Source organism: Rhodococcus sp. NPDC127593, from assembly GCF_042671975.1.
Classification (GTDB): Bacteria; Actinomycetota; Actinomycetes; order Mycobacteriales; family Mycobacteriaceae; genus Rhodococcus_F.
This window is the reverse complement of sequence record NZ_JBHXWI010000021.1, coordinates 59,490-78,665: the sequence shown is the minus strand read 5'-3', so window position 1 is coordinate 78,665 and position 19,176 is coordinate 59,490. Positions and strand designations below refer to the sequence as shown.

The following is a 19,176-nucleotide window of genomic DNA, read 5'->3' as shown; positions in this document are numbered from 1 at the left end:
CCATGCCGTACGTGTTCCTGATTGCCGCGATCGCCGCCGAGGTCTTCGGAACAGCCTGCTGAAGTCCACCGAGGGCTTTACCAAGCTCTGGCCGACCGTCGGGTGCCTCACCGGCTACATTCTCGCGTTCGTGTTCCTGTCGCAGGCGGTCAAGACGGTGCCGGTCGGCATCGCCTACGCCATGTGGTCGGGGCTCGGGACCGCGGCGATCGTCGCGATCGGTGCCGCGTTCCTCGGCGAGCCTTTGACCGCGACCAAGGTATTCGGCCTGGGTCTCGTCGTCTCGGGAGTGGTCGTTCTCAATCTCGGCGGAGCTCATTGATACCGTGGTCGCATGATCGCTGGTGGGGCAGGTACGCGTCGTGCCTAAGCTCGTGGATCACGACGAGCGTCGGCGCAGCATCACCGCCGCCGCCTGGCGGTTGATCGCTGCCCGCGGTATCGACGCTGCCAACATGCGCGACATCGCCACCGAGGCCGGGTACACCAACGGCGCCCTGAGCCACTACTTCGCCGGCAAGGACGAGATCCTCCGTACCTCGTACGAGCACATCTCCGAGGCCACCGACCGCCGGATCGCGGAGGCGCTCGGCGACGCGACCGGTCTCGACGCACTGCGGATCCTCTGCCGCGAAGTGATGCCGATCAACGAGGAGCAACTCCTCGAGGCCCGGATCGCCGCCTCGCTGTGGCCGCGGGCCATGTACGACGAGCAGATGGCCGCGACCAACCGGCGGACCATGGACCACTGGCGTGAGCAGATGGCGATCTTCCTCGAGCAGGCCCGCGAGGAGGGCACCGTCGGCGACATCGACGTCAGCATCGTGGTCGAGCAGCTTCTCAACATGATGATGGGCATGCAGATTCTGGGTGTCCTCACGCCGGGCGAAACGTCGTCGGAGCGTCAGCTGGAGATGCTCGAGCAGTTCGTCGCCGCACTCTGAGCCGTCGGCCGCTCCACCAAAATCGTTGTCCCGGAATCCGATAGAGCACCGTTTTTGACCGAATGGTCAGTATGTTCGGGCGCGAAACTCACTGTTTACACGAGGGCACCTCGGCTGTAACGTACGTCACTAAGCTTTTTATTCAACACCCGTAGAACCAAAGGATCGCGACATGCCCACCCTTTCCCCTGCGCGTATCGACCACCCGCTGTCGCTGCCGACCGTCGAAGAAATCGCCTCCCTCCGCGAAATCCTCGAGGTCGCCGACGCGCTGACCGAGCAGACGAGATTCGTCTACGTCGGCCTCGAGGAACCGGACAAGTCGACGCTGTACACGGCGGAGGCCCCCGAGACCGATCGCCGATTCCGCGTTCTGCTGCACGACATCTCGTCGCCGAACGCGGTGGATGTCGTGGTGTCCGTGACCCAGCGGTCGGTGATCAGCTCGGTGACCCTCGACGCCGCCCGTGACGGTCAGATGCCCGTCCTCGACGAGGAGTTCGAACTCGTCGAGGAGGTGCTGGCCGCTGACGAACGCTGGCTCGCCGCGCTCGCCGCCCGCGGACTCGACGTCGCCGACGTCCGGGTCGCTCCCCTCTCGGCCGGCGTCTTCGACTACCCCGGCGAGACCGGCAAGCGGATCCTCCGGGGGCTCGCATTCCGCCAGGACCACCCGACGGACCATGCCTGGGCCCACCCGATCGACGGGCTCGTCGGATTCGTCGACGTGATGAACCGGACCGTCACCGACGTTCTCGACCTCGGCGCCGTCCCGATCCCCGAGGAGTCGGGCAACTTCGACGACCTCGCCGTCACCGGCCCGCTGCGCACCACCCAGAAGCCCATCGAGATCACCCAGCCCGAGGGACCCAGCTTCGTCGTCGACGGCAACCGCGTCGACTGGGAGAAGTGGTCGTTCCGCGTCGGCTTCGACGCCCGCGAGGGTCTCGTCCTCCACCAGCTAGGATTCGCCGACGGCGACCGGGTCCGCCCGATCATCCACCGCGCGTCCATCGCCGAGATGGTGGTGCCCTACGGCGACCCCTCGCCGGTCCGGTCGTGGCAGAACTACTTCGACACCGGCGAGTACATGGTCGGCCGCTACGCGAACGCCCTCGAACTCGGCTGCGACTGCGTCGGCGACATCACCTACTTCGACGCCGTCATCGCCGACGAGTTCGGCACCCCCAAGACGCTGAAGAACGCCGTGTGCATGCACGAGGAGGACTTCGGCGTGCTGTGGAAGCACACCGACCTGTGGGCCGGCTCCGCCGAGACCCGCCGCCAGCGCCGTCTCGTCATCTCCTTCTTCACCACGATCGGCAACTACGACTACGGATTCTTCTGGTACCTCTACCTCGACGGCACCATCGAATTCGAGGTCAAGGCCACCGGCATCGTCTTCACGTCGGGTCACCCGGGCGGCGACTACCCGTACGCCTCGGAGATCGCCCCCGGCCTCGGCGCCCCCTACCACCAGCACCTGTTCAGCGCCCGCCTCGACATGATGATCGACGGCGACCGCAACTCCGTCGAGGAGGTACAGACCAAGCGGGTGAAGATGGGCCCCGGGAACCTGCACGGGAACGCGTTCACCCTCGAGCGCACGCCGCTGACGAAGGAATCCGAGGCGCAGCGCCTCGCGGACAACAGCGTCGGACGCGTATGGCACATCAGCAACCCGAACAAGCTGAACCGTCTGGGCAAGCCGGTGGCGTACGCACTCCACCCGGAAGGCCAGCCGATCCTGCTCGCCGACGACGACTCCTCGATCGCGGCGCGGGCGACGTTCGCCACCAAGCACCTGTGGGTCACCCGATTCGACGAGAAGGAACGGTACGCGGCAGGGGATTTCGTGAACCAGCACGCGGGTGGCGCCGGACTGCCCAGTTTCGTGGCCGGCGACCGTGATCTGGAGAACGAGGACGTCGTCGTCTGGCACACGTTCGGCCTCACCCACTTCCCGCGACCGGAGGACTGGCCGATCATGCCCGTCGACTACACCGGATTCACGTTGAAGCCCAACGGCTTCTTCGACCGCAACCCCGCTCTCGACGTTCCCCGCACAGCGTCGAAGCACTGCGCGACCGGAGGCGGCAACTGCCACTCGGACGGGGGATCAGATGTCTGACACCACCACGGGTTCGGGAGCCGGCAAGCTACGCGGATCCATCGGCGTCGTCGGGATCGTCTTCCTCGTCATCGCCGCGGCGGCGCCCCTCACTGCGATCGGTGGCGCTCTGCCCGTCATGATCGCGATCGGCAACGGCGCCGGCGCCCCGAGCGCCTATCTCATTGCCGCGCTGGTCCTGCTCGTCTTCAGCGTCGGATACGCGGCCATGAGCAGCCACATGGTCGACACCGGCGCCTTCTACGCCTACGTCGCCAAGGGGTTGGGCGAATCCTGCGGGCTCGGGGCGGCCGGACTCGCGTTGCTGACCTACACCGCCATCCAGGCCGCCGTGTACGGCCTGGCCGCCGCGACGATTCAGGGACTCGTGGTCCAGTACGGCGGACCCGACCTGCCGTGGTGGATGTGGGCGCTGGTGCTCATCGCTCTCGTGGCCGTGCTCGGATATCGCAGCATCGACCTCGGCGCCAAGGTCCTCGGGGTTCTCCTCGTGCTCGAGATCGGCATCGTCCTGGCGCTGTCGTTCGGCGTGCTGGTGCGGGGCGGGGACGCGGGTATCGACTTCGCGTCGTTCACCCCGACGTCGTTCTTCAGCGGATCCCCCGGTGTCGCACTGATGTTCGCGATCGCATCGTTCATCGGCTTCGAGGCGACCGCGATCTACGGCGAGGAGGCCCGCAACCCTCGTCGCACGATTCCGATTGCGACGTACGCCGCCGTGATCGTCATCGGCCTGGTGTATGCGCTGGCGAGCTGGGCCGTGGTTCTCGCGTTCGGCAGCGACAACGTCTCCGCGGCGGCCGCCGCCGACCCGGCCGGGCTGACGTTCGCCGCCGCCGCGCACTTCCTGGGTGGCCCCGCGGCCGACGTCATGGCGATCATGCTCGTCACGAGCCTGTTCGCCGCGCTGCTGGCCTTCCACAACGCCATCTCCCGGTACGTGTTCGCCCTGGCCCGCAAAGGCGCGGCTCCGCGCGCACTGTCCCGCACCCACGCCAAGCACGGTTCCCCGCATATCGGCTCGGTCGCCCAGACGATCTCCGCGACGGTGGTCGTAGGGGTGTTCGCCCTCGTCGGCGCGGACCCGGTGCTGGAACTGTTCACCTGGATGGCGGGTCTGGCCACCGTGAGCATCCTGGTGCTGATGGTGCTCACCAGCGTCGCGATCATCGCGTTCTTCGCCCGCACCCGGCTGGATACGCGGCTCTGGCACACCCGCATCGCTCCGGTGCTCGGATGCGTGGGTCTGGTGGCCGTCACCGGGTTGGTGCTCGACAACTTCACCACGCTGATCGGCGGGTCGGAACTGCTCGCGGACATCCTGCTGGCCGTGATCACCCTGTTCTTCGTCGCCGGACTGGTCGTCGCCCGGGTCACCCGGCAGAGCCGGGCGGACGTCGGGCAGCGTCGCGAACTCACCCCCACGATCTGAGTCCGACGATGTTCGAGATCCCTGCCGTGCACGCGGCGATGCTCGTCGGGGCGGTCGGGGCCGTCGTACCGATGTGGCGGGCACACGGAACGGACTGCAGGGTGCGGATCGCGCACGGTGCGATGGCGGTGTCCATGGTCGCGATGATGATTCCCGGGGCGCCGGCGGGGATTCACCTGCTGGCGGGTGCCGTCCTCATCGCCCTCGCCGTGTTCGTCACCGGTGAGACCATGCACCGCCGGACCGCCGTTCCCTGCGCGGTGGACCTCACCGCCATGGGGGTGCTGTTACTCCTGGCCCCGACGTCCGCTCCCGCCCCGGTGGCGTCGGCGTCGGGGCCGGCACCCTCCGGCCACCACCACGGTGGCGCAGGAATCTCCACAGGCTGGCTTCCACTCCTCGTGCTCGTGTGCTGGGCACTGTTGACACTGCACCTCTTTCGCTCCACCCCGCGCCGCGAACGCCGATCCGGCGTCAAGACCGCGGCGGCGGGATCCGCACTGATGATCCTCGGCATGGCCCCCATGGCCGTCTGAGAGCCTTCCCACCGACAGCAACCTGGAGGAACCGATGAGTTACGCCGATGCCGTCTACATCCACGGCAAGGTCTTCACCGTCGACGACAACTTCACGATCACCACCGCCCTCGCCGTGCGCGACGGACTCGTCCACGCGGTGGGCAGCGCTGCGGAGATCGAAACCCTGATCGGACCGGACACCGTCGTCACGGACCTCGGCGGGAAGACGGTCCTCCCGGGAATCAACGATTCGCATCTGCACGCCATCGCCTACGGTCTCGACACGCCGCCGCTGTCGCTGGACGTGTCGTTTCCTGCCGTCCGGTCGATCGCGGACGTCCGTGAACTCGTGCGTGAGGCCGCCGCAGCCGCCGAGGACGGCGAGTGGATCATCGGAACCGGCTGGGACGACGGCTATCTCGACGAGTGTCTCGCCGAGACCGGACGGACGCCGACCCGCTGGGACCTCGACGAGGTGTCCCCGAACAATCCCGTTTTCCTGCAGGACTTCTCGCGGCACACCTCCTGGGTGAACAGCGCGGCGCTCGCGCTCGCCGGGGTGGATGAGACCACCCCGTTGCCACCGGGCAGTCTCATGCCGGTCGGCGAGGACGGCCTGCTGACCGGCATCGTCATGGAGGGGGCGCAGGCCCTCGTGCAGAAAGTTCTTCCCGCCCTCACCCGCGAGCGGCGCGAGGAGGCGCTCCGCTCGGCGATCTCGATCCTGCAGAGCGAGGGGATCACCAGCTTCACCGACCCCGCGATCGGACCCGGCGGCGAGGCTCTCGCCGGTGGCGCGATGGGCGCCGAGGGTCTCGCGGTGTATGCCGACCTCGCCCGCCGCGGAGAACTGGGCGCCCGCGTCAACCTTCTCCTCCTGCCCACCGGAATGTCCGGATCGGCCGAGGACTTCGGACAGAACCTCGCCGAAATCGAGGTTCCGGAAACGGTGGACCCGAGAATGTTCCGGGTCCTCGGGGTGAAGGTGTTCGCCGACGGCATCCCACCGAGCAAGACCGCGTGGATGCACGAGGAGTACGTCGGCGGCGGCTGCGGTTCCCTCTGCGTCGGCGGCGACACCGACGAACGACAGGTGTACGAGGTGACCGAGATGGTCCGCATCGGCCACGAGGCCGGCTACCAGATCGGTGTGCACGTCACCGGTGACCGCGCCATCGACACCGTCGCCGACGCGATCATCGCCGCGCAGAATGCGCACCCCCGCGAGGGTACCCGGCACTACCTGATCCACGGCGACTTCATCGGCGAAGCCACCCTGAAGCGCCTGGCCGAGAACGGAATCGGCGTCAACATGAACCCGACGATCAAGTGGACGATCGCCGACCTGGAGGTCGGGGTGGTCGGGACCGAACGAGCCGCCTACGAATGGCCGTATCGCAGCGCCGTCGAATCCGGGGTGCACCTGATGAGCAGTTCCGATGCACCGGTCACACCGCCCGATTGGCGCCAGGGCATCTCGACGATGATCCTGCGCGAGAGCAAGGCCAGCGGCGCGGTGAGTGGGCCCGACCAGTGCATAGGGCTCGCCGACGCGGTCCGCACGTACACGATCAACGCGGCCTGGCAGGACTTCGCCGAGGGCTGGAAGGGGTCACTCGAGGTCGGCAAGGTGGCCGACCTGTGCATCCTCGACGGCGACCTCGAGACCGCCGACCCGCACGACATTCCGGGAATGCAGGTCGTCTCCACAGTGCTGGGTGGGAAGGTCGTGTTCCAGCGCGTCGCCGAAAGCGTCGCGTAACCCCGGTTCCGATACGTCAGAACTGCCGGTTCGCCGCTCGGTCGGCGAACCGGCAGTTTCTGCGTCTCACCCGATCTGCCGGTTCACTGAGCCCATGCCGCCTCCGCGATCCAGTACTCGCTTCCGTCGGCGCTGATTCCGCGTTGCCATTCGGTGGTCCGTCTCAGGTTCGGCTCCACCCGCGCGGTGGCCGCGTCGGCGCCGTCCGGTCCGTCCTCCCGCACGTGCCAGTGGACCCAGTTCACTTCGTTGCCGTCCTCGTCGTGCACGAAGAGATCGACGTGATGCCAGCCGTAGCGGTGGGTGTCGGCATAACAGGTCAGGAATGTCCGGTGATGATGCGAATAGTCCACGAGGTCCCTCCGGGGCGCGGTGGTGTTTCCCACCACGCTAGAACCGGATCGCGCCCAACGGAATCCAAGAAACCTTTACCTGAGTGGGGGTCGGTCGCTCAGTGGTTCGGATCGGCGGGCAAAGTGAACGTGAAGACGGCCCCGTGCGGATCGTTCTCGCGCGCGGTGAGTGTCCCGCCCTGACGGGTGATGATGCGGTGGCTCAGGGCGAGCCCGATTCCGTGGCCCGTGGACTTCGAGGTGAACGCGCCGTCGAAGATTCGGCCGTCCGGGATGTGCGAGAGACCCTTGCCGTGGTCCTCGACGCTCACGACGCCCTCCGTCTCGGTGACGTCGGTGCGTACCGTCACGATGCGGTCGGCTGCCGGCCATTCCGCCATCTCGTCGATGGCGTTGAAACACAGGTTCAGGATGACCTGCCCGGTGAGCACGCGTTCGCACACGACGGCAACCGTGTCGTGCGCACGGTGGTATTCGACGTGAACTCCTCTCTGCCGCGCCCGGATGTCGATGAAGTACGCGCATTCGTCCACGATGTCGTTGAGATCGACGATCTGCTGGGACTCCTCGAGTTGCGTCACGTATTCACGCAGACTCCGGACGATCTGATTGGCCCGGTCGATCTGCTTGCGCGCCTCCCCCAGTCCCCAGCTCACCTCGTCGTGACCGCTCCGGCCGTCGTCGAGGCGGCTCTGCGTTCCGGCGATGAAATTGGTGGCGGCCGCGAGCGGCTGGGCAAGCTCGTGAGCGATGGCCATGGCCATGTCGCCCATCGCGTTGTAGCGGGCCAGGTAGTTGAGATACTGCGAGTCTCGTTCGTGCTCCTGCTCGGTGCGGACATGTTCGGTGACGTCGTGGAAGAGCAGCAGGTGGCCACTCAGATCGTTCTCGATACCGATGTGCTGGCAGCTCCCCGCATGCCACCGGCGCTCCTCGGGGGTCAGTTCCACCTCGTAGCGCAGGCTCTGGGAACCACCGCCGGCGGTCGTCAGTTCCAGGGCGCGGCGCACGCTCTCCCGCGACTGCCCCGCCCGGCAGAATTCCGTGAAGCGCTCGCCGACAAGCGATGTCACTGGAACTTTCAGGAGCTGCGACGCCGCCTCGCTCGCATACGTGATACGGCTGTCGTCGTCCAGGACGAGGATTCCTTCGGCCATGTTCCGCAGGAAGGCGGCCAGGCGGGCCTCGGTGCGGGTGAGATCGGCCTCGGTGCGGGTGAGGTCGCGACGCATCGACGTTTCCTGCTCGATGTCGCGGAACTGCACCATCACCACGGTCCGGGCGCTCAGCTCGACCCGGATCGCGATCGCCTCCGTCAGGACTTCTCTCCCGCTCTTCGCGCGATACGTCCATTCGATGACCGCCGCCCCGTTGTCGACGGCCTCCTGCAGCCACCGCCGTCCCACCGAACGGCGGTACCGCTTGGCCGGGGAACTCATGTCGGGTGCTTTGAGCGGTTTGAGTTCTTCTACCGTGAACTCGAGGAGTTCGGACGCAGCCCTGTTCGCCCACAGGATGTCCTTGGTGGCCGCATCGTGGACCAGGACGCAGTAGCGAAGGGACTCGACGAGTCGTTCGTAGTCGGACGGCGCGAGTTCGGACAATGCGGCCTCCTTCGGTCACCTCGAGTCTACTGAGCGGACGGACCGGGGACTCGATAGGGAAATCCTTTACTCCGGGGCGACATCTCTGCACGTCCGCGGGAGGAAGCACCGATTGAGTGATGCCCACCACCGCAATAGCGTGAATTCGACACGAAACACGCCACACCCCTTCTACTTCGCGTCGATCGGAGTACTTGATGACCAACGCACCGACCCTCGAAACGACGGATGCCGCCGCGAACGGGACGCTGTCGTTCGAGGACGTCCTCGAGCACGTCGCATTGCGGCGGGAAGAGTTCGCACGCCAGAAGTTCGTGCCTCGCGACATGATCGACGAGTTCAAGCAGATCGGCATCTACCGCGCGGCGACACCCCGCCGGTTCGGCGGCGACGCGCTGCCGCCGAGCGAGTTTCTGCGGATGATCGAACGAATCTCTGCGGTGGATGCGTCGGCGGGCTGGGTTGCCAGCTTCGGCTCCGCCCTCGTCTACCTGGCGGCTCTGCCACTCGCGACGCAGGCGGAGTTGTACAAGGACAGCCCCGACCTCGTCTTCGCCGGTGGGCTGTTCCCGGTCCAACCCGTCGAACAGGTGCCCGGAGGTCTGAAGATCCACGGGCAGTGGAAATTCGCGAGCGGATGCAAGGGCGCCGACATTCTCGGCGTCGGGATTCGCGGCGGCGACTCCACAGCGGGGAAGCCTCGCACCGCCCTGCTGTGGCCGAAGGACGTCGAGATCGTCGAGAACTGGGACGTGGTCGGTCTGTCGGGTACCGGAAGCCACGAACTGAAGGTCGACGGCGTCGTCGTACCCGAGGATTGGACGTTCATCCGGGGCGGAACCCCCACCGTCGACGAACCCCTCTACCGCTATCCCTCCATCGCCTATGCCGCCCAGGTCCTGGCCGTCGTCAATCTCGGAGTGGGGCGCGCCGCGCTCGACTACGCGATCAAGGTCGGTGCGGGACGCACAGGGATCACCGGAGCTCCCAAGCTCGCCGATCGCGCCTACTATCGCATCGACCTGGCCAAGGCGGAGGCGACGCTGAGGTCCGCCCGCGCCTTCTTCTACGAGGTCACCGACGAGGCCTACGCCACAGTGGTCGCCGGCGACCCCGTCCCGGACAAGCTTGCGGCACTTCTTCGCCTGTCCTCGACGCACGTGGCAAAGGCGGGCGCCTCCGCCGTGCACACCGCATTCCAGTTGTCGGGCACCGGCGCGATCTACGACGGCAACGCGATGCAGCGGTACATGCGCGAGGCCCTGGTTCCGCCGCAGCACGCCTTCCTCGGAGACGGCATCTACGACAGCGCCGGTGCGGTGCTCATGGACATCCCGCCGTTCCCCGGATTCATCTGACCGCCCTTTCGAGTCGAGGAGACCATCGTGAGTCACACCAAGACCGCACCACTGCGAGTCCTGTTCTGCATCGGCATCAATCAGAACTTTTTCGACCTCCCGACCGGCCAAGGCGGGCTGGTGTGGAAGGCGTTCTCCGGGATGATGGACGCGGTGGCAGAGACACCCGGCGTCCGGGTGATCGGGGACATCGACGACGACAGCCACATGGTCGGACCGTCGGACGGCTGGCCGTGGACCTGCTACATCCTCGCCGACGTCGATACCCAGGAGACCGTCAGGGCCGTCTGCAACCTCTTCCGCACCACCTCGGTCGGCGAGTACACGTTGTGGCGATACGCGAAGATCGAGGCCCGCATCGGCCGTGCGCTCACCGTCCGAGACGACGTCGACCTCGGCGTGTGAGCGGTATGCACTCTGCGACCGCGGTCGAGCGCATCGAGAGCCGCGAAGCCGTTCACCGCGTGATGTGCAGCTACCTGGAACTGTGCGACGTTCCCTCCGCGGCGTTTTCGGTCGAGGAACTCGCCTCGCTGTTCACGGCCGACGCGGTGTGGGAAGGCATCGGCGCCGAGTACGCGCACAAGTTCGGGAGGCGGCGGGGCCGGCGGGAGATCGTCGGAATGCTCACCGCGTATCTTCCACCGAACTCCCATTTCCGGGGAAATGTGCACCTGCTCGGCAATGAGCAGATCGAGGTGGACGGCCCCGCGGCGCGGGGGCGGTGGATCATGCAGCAGCTGTCGCGATACGAGGACGGATCGGCCGAACTGCTCGTCGCCCGCATCACCGCCGAGTGTGAGGTCCGGGGCGGTATCGCCCGAATCAAGCACTTCACGACCGAGAAGCTGTTCGTCACTCGCCTCGACGAGGCGACACGACTGCTCGAATCGAATGGAAAGAGAACGTGATGACCACTTCGCTGGATCCCACCACCACGGACACCAACTTCGCGGACCTCGCCACCGACGACCGCGTGGACGGATCGCTGTACACCGACCCCGACATGTTCGAGGCGGAGCTCGAGAGGATCTTCTACCGCACGTGGGTATGGGTTGCCCACGAGAGCGAGATCCCCGAGGCCGGAAGCTTCAAGATGGCGACCATCGGCCGTCAACCGGTGATCGTCAACCGCGACCGCAAGGGAAACTTCAACGTCCTGCTGAATCGGTGCCGCCACCGCGGAGCCAGCGTCTGCGAGGTCCCCAAGGGCAAGTCGAACGGGTTCACCTGCCCGTATCACAGCTGGTCCTATGCCCTCGACGGTCGTCTGCGCGGAATCCCGTACCCCGACGGTTACGACGAGAACCTCGACAAGAAGGACCTCCCCCTCCAGAGCCTGCGGGTGGAGTCGTACGCCGGGATGATCTTCGCCAGCTTCAATCCCGATGTCGAACCCCTCGACGACTTCCTCGGCGACGCGAAGGTATGGATGGACCTGTTCATGAAGCAGGGCGCCGGATACCCCATCAAGACGCAGGGCGAACATTGCTTCCGCTTCCGCGGTAACTGGAAGATCCAGCTGGAGAACACCACCGACGGATACCATTTCCCGATCGTGCACCGGTCCTGGATGTCCTCCGTCGACGCCGAGACCGCCGACATGCTCTCCTTCATGACCGACGACAACGCCGTGACCCACGCTCTCGGAAACGGCCACAGCGTCGCGATCATGGTCCCGGAGCACGTCGACCTGGACCACGACGACGGCACCGAGAAGATTCAGGCCCGTTTCGACCATATCGTCGAAGAACTGTCGAAGACGATGCCCGCCGACCAGGTCCGCCGCATCGTCCGCTCCATGCACGGTGCCGGGTTCAACCTCAACATCTTCCCCAACGTCGCGATGTCGATGTCGTTCTTCCGGGTGCTGCGCCCGATCTCCGTCGACGAGACCGAGATCCGGCACATCGCCCTCGGCATGGACGGCGGACCGGAGATCGTCAACCGTGAACGCCTCCGCATTCACGAACATTTCCAGGGCCCGTTCGGGTTCGGGAGCCCCGACGATTCCGAGGCCTGGGACCGGGTTCAACGCGGGTCCCGCGGGGCACCCGGAATGCCGATCATGGTGAACCGCGGTCTCAATCGTGAAGCGCTCGACAGCGACGGACACCGCACCTCGCACGTCACCGACGAGACCGGAATGCGCGAGGCCTACGCAATGTGGAAGAAGATGATGAACGATGATTGCTGAACTGAAGGTCCTCGAGTTGTTCGACACCCAAGCGTTGCAGGCGATCGAACTCATCTGGCACGAAGCGGCTCTCCTCGACGCCAAGGACTACCAGAGCTGGGACGCCCTCTGGACCGACGACGGCCGGTATGTCATTCCCATCGACCCGGACACCGACGACTTCGACGGATCGCTGAACATGGTCAACGACGGCACTCGCATGCGGCGCATGCGTATCGAACGCCTGACCTCCGGCTACTCGATGTCCGCGCTCGCCGCAGCCCGGACGGTCCGCACCGTCTCGCGCTTCACGGTCGAGGAACGGACCGAGGACTCGATCACGGTGAGGTCCGCGCAGATCCTCGTGGGCTTCAAGCGCGACGACCAGCAGACCCTCGCCGCCGACGTCACGCACCGTATCCGCTACACCGAGAGCGGGCCGCGGTTGGACCTCAAGGTCATCCGGCTGATCAACTCGCAGGCAGCGGTCAACGCCTCCGGCTACCTTCTCTGACCAGCATTTTCCGTACGATATCGACCGAACAGGAGCTCGACGTGGATTCTGTCGCAGTAGTCACCGGCGGCGGACGCGGCCTCGGTGCCGCGATCGCACGCCAATTGCACGACCGCGGATACCGCGTCGCGGTCGCGGACATCGACAGCGGTACCGCGAAAGAGACGGCGGCGGAGCTGGATCCGGACGGCAACACGGCAATCGGCGTGGAGTTGGACGTTCGGAGAAGGAAGAGTTTCGAGGCCGTACGTGACCGGGTGATCGAGGAGTGGGGAGGGATCGACGTCCTCGTCAACAACGCCGGCCGGTCGCAGACGGGTTCGCTGATGGACATCGCGCCGCAGGAGTTCTCCGACATCGTCGAGATCAATCTCAACGGGTCCTTTCTCGGCTGCCAGGTGTTCGGAAGCTACTTCGCCGAACGGCGGTACGGCAGAATCGTCAACATCGCGTCGCTGGCGGGACAGAACGGTGGCACGGCGACCGGCGCGCACTACGCCGCGGCCAAGGGCGGCGTCGGCACACTGACCAAGGTCTTTGCACGCGAACTCGCCCCGTCGGGTGTCACGGTCAATGCGGTCTCCCCCGGGCCGCTGGACCTGCCGGTCGTGCGCGAGACGGTGCCCGCGGACAAGCTGGCCGCCATCCTCACCACGATTCCGGTGGGCACCCTGGGCTCGCCCGACTTCATTGCCGAGACCGTTGCCCTGCTCGCATCGCCGACGGCCGCGTCGGTCACGGGAGCCTGCTGGGACGTCAACGGCGGCCTGTACATGCGCTGACCCCCCGCCCGAGGGCGACGGGTCGCAGCACCGGAGGAAGAATCACCATGAGCATGTTCACTGTCACTGTCGCGGAGATAGTCGAGGAAACGCCGGACATCAAGTCGTTCCGGCTGGTTCGGACCGATGGGTCACCGTTCGACCCGTACCCGGCCGGCGCCCACATCGACATCGTCGGTCCCACCGAGGTCCTCACCCAGTACTCACTGTGCAGCCCGCCGCACGAATCCGAATCGTACGTGGTCGCCGTCAAACGCGAGACCGGCCCGCGCGGTGGCTCAGCCGCGCTGCACGATCGTGTGACGATCGGCAGCGAGTTGCAGATCAGCCGGCCGCGCACACTGCTCACGCTCGCCGAGGGCGCCGATCGGCACATCCTCGTCGCGGCGGGCATCGGGCTGACCCCGATGCTGAGTCTGGCATTCGCGTTGCATCGGCGGGGACAGCAGTTCGACCTGCACTACTTCGCGCGGACGAGGGCGCAGGCCGCGTTCGTCGACCTGCTGGAGAGTGCGGATTTCCGCCGTGACGTGCACCTGCACTTCGGCCTGACGAGGGCCGACCAGCTCTCGGCCCTCGAGAAGATCCTGGCGGACGCGTCGGCCGCAACCCACGTCTACAGCTGCGGCCCGGAAGGTTTCATGGATCGGGTGCGCGGGTTGGCGGAACCCGCGGTCGGTGAGGACGCGGTCCACTTCGAACACTTCGAGGCGGCGACGCCCGTCGCACCCGGGTCGGACACGGCGTTCGAGCTGGAACTCGACACGGGCGAGGTGTTCGAAGTGCCCGCCGGAAAATCCATCGCCGACGTACTCGAAGAGAACGACATCGAGATCGACACGTCCTGCCGGGAAGGTATCTGCGGCACGTGCGTCATGGACGTGCTGGCGGGCGAGCCCGACCACCGGGACAATTGCCTCACCAAGAGTGAGAGAAAGGCGGGAGACAGAATTGCCGCGTGTGTGTCGCGCGCGAAATCCGGGCGGCTCGTCGTCGAACTTCCCTGAAAAGTGCTGAACTATTTCAGGTCACGGCGATTCCGGCCTGCAGAATATCCCGTACGAGAACGGCGATGCTTTCTGCTCCGGTCTTTTCCTTGATCCGTGTGCGATGCACGTCGACCGTCTTCACGCTGATTCCCAGCTCCTTCGCGATGTTCTTGCTTTGCAATCCGTCGAGGACGAGTGCGAGAATTTCTTTTTCTCGCACCGTCAGCGCGTCTATTCGTCCCTGCAATTCTGTTCTCGTTCGGCGCTCACCGAATCGTTGACGCGCGACCCGGAGCGCATCCTGGATCACGTCGAGCATGTGCTGCGGATCGTAGGGCTTCTCGATGAACGTCAGCGCACCCCGCTGCAGTGCCCGCACCGACATCTTGATGTCACCGTGCGCCGACACGAAGATGATCGGGATCGGGGATTCGTCGGCGACGAGTGCCTCCTGGAGCTGGAATCCCCCGACTTCCGGCATCCGGACATCCAGAACGAGGCAGGCCGGGATGTCGCGGCGGTACTCGTCCAGGAACGACTGCACCGAAAAGTAGTACTCCGACGTGATGTTGACCGAATCGAGTAGCCACGCAAGCGATGCGCACAACTCCTCATCGTCGTCGACGATGTAAACCCGTGTTTCCTGCTGCTCCATCGAATCCTGCCTCGCCCAGATGGCTTGCCTTTTCGTCCAGTGAACACCGACCGTATCGGAAGCGATAGGCAACTGAAGGAATCCCCTACCCGGGTACGCGACTTACTGCGAGAAAGTAGCGTCGCCGCCAATGTTCCCACGCGGGCAATTCGTCCTATTCTTCTCGGGGGAACGCGGGCGTAACGCGAAGACACGACTTCCTGTTCCAACTCACGGAGGCTGAGATGCCCGAACTCACTACCATGCAATTGAGCTTTCGCACTGCCATGGCGAACCTGCCCGCCGCGGTCAACATCGTGACGACCGACGGCCCTGCGGGCCGCTGCGGAATGACGGTCACCGCCGTCTGCTCGGTCACCGACTCCCCGCCCACCGCCCTGGTGTGCGTGAATCAGAACAGCGCCATGCACAACGTATTCCGGAAGAACGGCCGAATCGGTATCAACGTGCTCTCCGGCGACGACGAAGAGCTGGCCATGCACTTCGCGGGCGCGACGAAAGTCGCGATGGCGGACCGGTTCCAGTGGGACATCTGGGAAGAAGACACCGTCGACGGTGTGCCGATCCTGCGTGCCGCCCACGTGGTGCTCGCCGGCCGGATCGCCGACAGCAAGACCGTGGGGTCGCATTCGGTGATGTTCATCGAACTGGACCGCGTCCAGACGCGCGAACAGGGCGACAGCCTCGTCTACTTCCAACGCAAGTTCCATCGTTTGTCGGTTCCGGTCGAGTCGCCCGACTGGCTGTTCTACGACGAATGGTCCGATCCGATCACCGTGACGCCCGCCCTCGTTCCCGCCGCAGCCGGAGGTAAATAGCCATGGTCACCTCGTCACCGCCCGAACAAGTCCCACAGAATTCCGACCTGCAGGTGCTCGCAGACACGCGCGCCGCCTTGACGTTTCGCCTCAGCGCCCTGGTCCTCGCACTGTTCCTGCCCCTGCCGATCCTCGGTGGGTTCACCTCGCTGCTGGACGGCGTCGTCTTCAGCGGTGTCACCGTGGCGTGGCTCTACGCCGTCGCGCAATTCGTCGTCGCCATCGTCGTGGCCAGGTACTACATGGCGCGGGCAGCTGAACTCGACTCCCGGACCGCCTCCCGGTCGAAAGGATAACGCGCCATGAACCTCGTCTCCGCATCGCTTTTCGCTGCCCTCGTCGCCGTCACCCTGATGATCACCGCGTGGGCATCGAAGAGGAACAAGTCCGCCGCCGATCACTACGTCGCGGGCGGCAGCCTCACCGGCAGGCAGAACGGCGTCGCGATCGCCGGCGACTTCATCTCTGCCGCCTCGTTTCTCGGCGTCACCGGTGCGATCGCCCTGACCGGTTTCAACGGGTTCTACCTCGCGGTCTTCGTGCCCGTCGCGTTCGTCCTCGCGATGCTGCTGATCGCGGAGCCCCTGCGCAACCTCGGCCGCTTCACGCTGGCGGATGTCCTCGCCACCCGGTTCCCCGGCAAGGACGTGCGGTCGATGATGGCGATCAGCACGGTGGTGATCAGCGTGGTCTATCTCGTGTCGCAGCTGGTCGGTGCCGCGCTTCTGGTGTCGTTGCTGTTCGACCTCGACTACGCCGTGGCCGTGTTGATCATCGGAACACTCACCACCGCGTACACACTGGTCGGTGGAATGCTCGCCACCAGCTGGATCCAGATCATCAAGACCGGGCTCCTCATGGTCTGCGCCGTGGTGCTGTTCGTTCTCGTGCTGGTGCGGTTCGATTTCAACCCCTTCGGCCCGTTCAGCACGGCGCTCGCCGAGTTCGGGCAATCGTTCGTCGCGCCGCAGCGCACGTCCGGTGCAGCGTCGTTCGATCAGTTGTCGCAGACCGTCGGGCTCGTCCTCGGCGTGCTCGGCCTGCCGCACGTCATGATCCGATTCCTCACCGTTCCGGACGCGAAGCAGGCGAGAACGTCCGCCTACACCGCGATTTGGATCTTCTTCGCCTTCTACCTTCTGGTTCCCGTGCTCGGCTACGGCGCCGCCAAGCTGGTCGGTGTCGAGGTGATCAAGTCCGAGAATCGGGGCGGCAACCTCGCGGTCGCGCAGCTCGCCGAGACGGTCGGCGGCGGGGTCCTACTGGCGTTCGTCGCGGCCGTGGCGTTCGTGACCATTCTGGCCGCACTGTCCGGCCTGGTGATCGCCACCTCCGGTGCGATCGCGCACGACCTGTACGGGCAGGTGATCAGGAACGGATCGGTGTCGGCAAAGGCTCAGCACCGCGCGGCCCGGGTCGCGACGGTGGTGACCTGCGTCATCGGTGTCGCCATCGCCTTCGCGGCGCAGAAGCAGAACGTCGCGTTCCTCGCGTCACTGGGGATGTCCATCGCGGCGTGCGCGAACCTGCCTGCACTGCTGCTGACCATGTATTGGAAGCGGATGACGGCGCGTGCCGTCATCTCCGGCATCGTGGTCGGGCTCGTCCTGTCGATCACCGTCATCCTGCTCAGCCCGGTCGTGCAGGGACCGGACTCCATCCTCGGATTCTCGAACCCGGCACTCGCCGTGGCACCCCTCTCGCTGGCGGTTTCCGTCATCGTCGCGCTGTTGTCGGCGCCGTCCGGGGAGAGCAAGGCACGAGCAGATCGCCTCTTCTCGGTGATGCGCACCCGGGCGCTCACCGGACAGACCGAGACGACGAACGACGACACTATGGTGGCGATGCAATGAAGACGGAACTACGTTCACCGAGCCCACTCCGGGACCTCGTCGAGCAGCTGGCGACGGGCGCGACAACGCCGATCGACGTCGCGGAGGAGGCACTCGCACGGATCGCGGACCTCGATCCGGATATCCACGCCTGGGCTCACCTCGATTCAGACGCGGTGCGGTCCGCCGCCGCCCGGATCCAGGACGGCGGCCCGGGCGGCGCGCTCTGGGGCGTTCCCGTCGGCGTCAAGGATCTCATCGACGTCGCCGGTATGCCGACACGCTGCGGCAGTGAGCTGCGGAGTACGGAACCGGCGACGACGGACGCCGATTGTGTGGCGCGGTCGCGCGCACTCGGCGCGCTCCCGTTCGGTAAGACCGTGACCACCGAGTTCGGGTACTTCAAGCCCGGCTCGACCCGTAATCCCCGCGCCCTGGACCACACGCCCGGCGGGTCGTCGAGCGGGTCGGCGGCAGCGGTGGCCGCCGGCATGGTGCCGCTGGCGTTCGGCACGCAGACCGCGGGGTCGCTGACGAGGCCGGCGTCGTTCTGCGGAGTCGCAGGTTTCGTCACCGCCCACGGCGAACTCCCCACCGCGGGCATCACCGGATTGAGTCCCAGTCTCGACGCGTTGGGGCTGCTCGCACGCACCGTGCCCGATCTCCACTTCGCATGGACCGCACTGCGCGACGGCATGCGGGCGCCCGCTCTCGCGCCTTCCCCTCCGGGACGGCTTCGACTGTGGAGTGGGTTCGAGCTCGGCGACGTGTCCTCGGAGATGACGGCGGCGCTCAGGGCGGCCGCTGATTCCGCGGAGTCGGCGGGGATTCGGTGCCGCGAGGTCGATGCCGCCACGAAAGTCGTGGCGCTGACCGAACACCACCACACGGTGATGGCGTACGAGGCGGCCAGGGAACGCGCCGCAGAGGCCGCGCAGACCGACAAGATCAGCACCCCTCTCGCCGAATTGTTCGCCGCGGGGGCAGCGACCACGGAGGCGGACTATCGTGCCGCCCTCGCCGGAATCCGCGAGACCCGGGAACTGCTGCTCGCGGCGTTGGACGAGGACGAGGCCATCCTCGGGCCCGCGGCGCTCGGCGCCGCTCCACCCGGGCACGACGCGACGGGCACGCCCGTGCTCAGCCGACCGTGGCAGGCGATGGGTCTGCCGGTGGTCACGATCCCCGGGAAACGTGATAGCGCGGGCCTGCCCCTCGGACTGCAGCTGATCGGACGCCCCGGCGCGGAGCAACGCCTGTTCGAGACGGCCGCGTGGCTGGAATCCGTGCTCTGACAACGACAGGAGG

The 19,176-nt window shown here is 66.1% G+C and carries 19 protein-coding genes and 1 pseudogene; 17 read left to right on the top strand and 3 right to left on the bottom strand.

All coding sequences use genetic code 11. The annotated features are described in order from the left end of the window. The first annotated feature begins 2 nt into the window (after positions 1 to 2). From ACFVJ3_RS20745 to ACFVJ3_RS20720, 6 genes and pseudogenes are all read left to right on the top strand, one after another. Positions 3 to 322: pseudogene (locus ACFVJ3_RS20745) on the top strand (DMT family transporter). Between the two features lie 52 nt (positions 323 to 374). Further along, positions 375 to 944: a TetR/AcrR family transcriptional regulator gene (locus ACFVJ3_RS20740; RefSeq protein ID WP_378453871.1), complete on the top strand. Its 570-nt coding sequence runs from the start codon at positions 375 to 377 to the stop codon at positions 942 to 944. Between the two features lie 172 nt (positions 945 to 1,116). Further along, on the top strand, positions 1,117 to 3,075 hold the full coding sequence (locus ACFVJ3_RS20735) for a primary-amine oxidase (protein WP_378453808.1): 1,959 nt from the start codon (positions 1,117 to 1,119) through the stop codon (positions 3,073 to 3,075). Beyond that, complete coding sequence (locus ACFVJ3_RS20730) at positions 3,068 to 4,507, top strand: APC family permease (protein WP_378453807.1); 1,440 nt, start codon at positions 3,068 to 3,070, stop codon at positions 4,505 to 4,507. Before ACFVJ3_RS20735 ends, ACFVJ3_RS20730 begins: the two co-directional genes overlap by 8 nt. Before the next feature lie 8 nt (positions 4,508 to 4,515). After that, positions 4,516 to 5,043, top strand: coding sequence for a DUF5134 domain-containing protein (locus tag ACFVJ3_RS20725; protein WP_378453806.1), 528 nt, complete (start codon positions 4,516 to 4,518; stop codon positions 5,041 to 5,043). 34 nt (positions 5,044 to 5,077) lie between these two features. Next, positions 5,078 to 6,787, top strand: a complete 1,710-nt coding sequence (locus ACFVJ3_RS20720) for an amidohydrolase (protein WP_378453805.1) — start codon at positions 5,078 to 5,080, stop codon at positions 6,785 to 6,787. 83 nt (positions 6,788 to 6,870) lie between these two features. On the opposite strand, the gene ACFVJ3_RS20715 is transcribed toward ACFVJ3_RS20720, so the two are convergent. Together ACFVJ3_RS20715 and ACFVJ3_RS20710 are read right to left on the bottom strand one after the other, a co-directional pair. After that, the gene (locus ACFVJ3_RS20715) at positions 6,871 to 7,140 is read right to left on the bottom strand and encodes a hypothetical protein (RefSeq protein WP_378453804.1); all 270 of its coding nucleotides are present in this window, start codon (positions 7,138 to 7,140) and stop codon (positions 6,871 to 6,873) included. Between the two features lie 98 nt (positions 7,141 to 7,238). Beyond that, positions 7,239 to 8,744, bottom strand: coding sequence for an ATP-binding protein (locus tag ACFVJ3_RS20710; RefSeq protein WP_378453803.1), 1,506 nt, complete (start codon positions 8,742 to 8,744; stop codon positions 7,239 to 7,241). 197 nt (positions 8,745 to 8,941) lie between these two features. Between ACFVJ3_RS20710 and ACFVJ3_RS20705 the strand changes: the two genes are divergently transcribed. Genes ACFVJ3_RS20705 through ACFVJ3_RS20675 form a run of 7 tightly spaced genes read left to right on the top strand, consistent with a single transcriptional unit; the run spans position 8,942 to position 14,581 of the window. After that, positions 8,942 to 10,102, top strand: a complete 1,161-nt coding sequence (locus tag ACFVJ3_RS20705; RefSeq protein ID WP_378453802.1) for an acyl-CoA dehydrogenase family protein — start codon at positions 8,942 to 8,944, stop codon at positions 10,100 to 10,102. Positions 10,103 to 10,129: 27 nt separating this feature from the next. Beyond that, a complete protein-coding gene (locus ACFVJ3_RS20700; protein ID WP_378453801.1) occupies positions 10,130 to 10,507 on the top strand; it encodes a hypothetical protein in 378 nt (125 codons plus the stop codon). Positions 10,508 to 10,512: 5 nt separating this feature from the next. After that, positions 10,513 to 11,013, top strand: a complete 501-nt coding sequence (locus ACFVJ3_RS20695; RefSeq protein ID WP_378453800.1) for a nuclear transport factor 2 family protein — start codon at positions 10,513 to 10,515, stop codon at positions 11,011 to 11,013. Next, positions 11,013 to 12,299 carry a Rieske 2Fe-2S domain-containing protein gene (locus tag ACFVJ3_RS20690; protein ID WP_378453799.1) on the top strand — a complete coding sequence of 429 codons (1,287 nt, stop codon included), beginning with the start codon at positions 11,013 to 11,015 and terminating at the stop codon, positions 12,297 to 12,299. Before ACFVJ3_RS20695 ends, ACFVJ3_RS20690 begins: the two co-directional genes overlap by 1 nt. Continuing rightward, entirely contained in the window at positions 12,289 to 12,792 is a 504-nt protein-coding gene (locus ACFVJ3_RS20685) for an aromatic-ring-hydroxylating dioxygenase subunit beta (RefSeq protein WP_378453798.1), read from the top strand. The genes ACFVJ3_RS20690 and ACFVJ3_RS20685 overlap by 11 nt, the downstream gene beginning before the upstream one ends. Positions 12,793 to 12,833: 41 nt before the next feature. Beyond that, positions 12,834 to 13,574, top strand: coding sequence for an SDR family NAD(P)-dependent oxidoreductase (locus tag ACFVJ3_RS20680; RefSeq protein WP_378453797.1), 741 nt, complete (start codon positions 12,834 to 12,836; stop codon positions 13,572 to 13,574). 47 nt (positions 13,575 to 13,621) lie between these two features. Then, positions 13,622 to 14,581: a PDR/VanB family oxidoreductase gene (locus ACFVJ3_RS20675; protein WP_378453796.1), complete on the top strand. Its 960-nt coding sequence runs from the start codon at positions 13,622 to 13,624 to the stop codon at positions 14,579 to 14,581. 16 nt (positions 14,582 to 14,597) lie between these two features. On the opposite strand, the gene ACFVJ3_RS20670 is transcribed toward ACFVJ3_RS20675, so the two are convergent. Then, a complete protein-coding gene (locus ACFVJ3_RS20670; protein ID WP_378453795.1) occupies positions 14,598 to 15,218 on the bottom strand; it encodes a response regulator transcription factor in 621 nt (206 codons plus the stop codon). Positions 15,219 to 15,442: 224 nt separating this feature from the next. Here ACFVJ3_RS20670 and hpaC point away from each other — a divergent pair, with 224 nt between their 5' ends. From hpaC to ACFVJ3_RS20650, 4 genes are read left to right on the top strand one after another with little or no spacing between them, the layout of a single operon-like run. Beyond that, on the top strand, positions 15,443 to 16,036 hold the full coding sequence (gene hpaC / locus ACFVJ3_RS20665) for a 4-hydroxyphenylacetate 3-monooxygenase, reductase component (protein WP_378453794.1): 594 nt from the start codon (positions 15,443 to 15,445) through the stop codon (positions 16,034 to 16,036). A gap of 2 nt (positions 16,037 to 16,038) precedes the next feature. After that, positions 16,039 to 16,332, top strand: a complete 294-nt coding sequence (locus tag ACFVJ3_RS20660; RefSeq protein ID WP_378453793.1) for a DUF485 domain-containing protein — start codon at positions 16,039 to 16,041, stop codon at positions 16,330 to 16,332. Positions 16,333 to 16,338: 6 nt separating this feature from the next. Next, entirely contained in the window at positions 16,339 to 17,889 is a 1,551-nt protein-coding gene (locus ACFVJ3_RS20655; protein WP_378453792.1) for a cation acetate symporter, read from the top strand. Continuing rightward, positions 17,886 to 19,163, top strand: a complete 1,278-nt coding sequence (locus ACFVJ3_RS20650) for an amidase (protein WP_378453791.1) — start codon at positions 17,886 to 17,888, stop codon at positions 19,161 to 19,163. The genes ACFVJ3_RS20655 and ACFVJ3_RS20650 overlap by 4 nt, the downstream gene beginning before the upstream one ends. The last annotated feature ends 13 nt before the right edge of the window (positions 19,164 to 19,176 follow it).

Bases quoted from the DNA above. Each gene is read 5' to 3' on its own strand.
- ACFVJ3_RS20720 (WP_378453805.1), top strand. From the start codon at position 5,078: ATGAGTTACGCCGATGCCGTCTACATCCACGGCAAGGTCTTCACCGTC.
- ACFVJ3_RS20730 (WP_378453807.1), top strand. From the start codon at position 3,068: ATGTCTGACACCACCACGGGTTCGGGAGCCGGCAAGCTACGCGGATCC.
- ACFVJ3_RS20650 (WP_378453791.1), top strand. From the start codon at position 17,886: ATGAAGACGGAACTACGTTCACCGAGCCCACTCCGGGACCTCGTCGAG.
- hpaC (WP_378453794.1), top strand. From the start codon at position 15,443: ATGCCCGAACTCACTACCATGCAATTGAGCTTTCGCACTGCCATGGCG.
- ACFVJ3_RS20685 (WP_378453798.1), top strand. From the start codon at position 12,289: ATGATTGCTGAACTGAAGGTCCTCGAGTTGTTCGACACCCAAGCGTTG.
- ACFVJ3_RS20690 (WP_378453799.1), top strand. From the start codon at position 11,013: ATGACCACTTCGCTGGATCCCACCACCACGGACACCAACTTCGCGGAC.
- ACFVJ3_RS20735 (WP_378453808.1), top strand. From the start codon at position 1,117: ATGCCCACCCTTTCCCCTGCGCGTATCGACCACCCGCTGTCGCTGCCG.
- ACFVJ3_RS20655 (WP_378453792.1), top strand. From the start codon at position 16,339: ATGAACCTCGTCTCCGCATCGCTTTTCGCTGCCCTCGTCGCCGTCACC.
- ACFVJ3_RS20675 (WP_378453796.1), top strand. From the start codon at position 13,622: ATGAGCATGTTCACTGTCACTGTCGCGGAGATAGTCGAGGAAACGCCG.
- ACFVJ3_RS20660 (WP_378453793.1), top strand. From the start codon at position 16,039: ATGGTCACCTCGTCACCGCCCGAACAAGTCCCACAGAATTCCGACCTG.
- ACFVJ3_RS20670 (WP_378453795.1), bottom strand. From the start codon at position 15,218: ATGGAGCAGCAGGAAACACGGGTTTACATCGTCGACGACGATGAGGAG.
- ACFVJ3_RS20695 (WP_378453800.1), top strand. From the start codon at position 10,513: ATGCACTCTGCGACCGCGGTCGAGCGCATCGAGAGCCGCGAAGCCGTT.
- ACFVJ3_RS20725 (WP_378453806.1), top strand. From the start codon at position 4,516: ATGTTCGAGATCCCTGCCGTGCACGCGGCGATGCTCGTCGGGGCGGTC.
- ACFVJ3_RS20705 (WP_378453802.1), top strand. From the start codon at position 8,942: ATGACCAACGCACCGACCCTCGAAACGACGGATGCCGCCGCGAACGGG.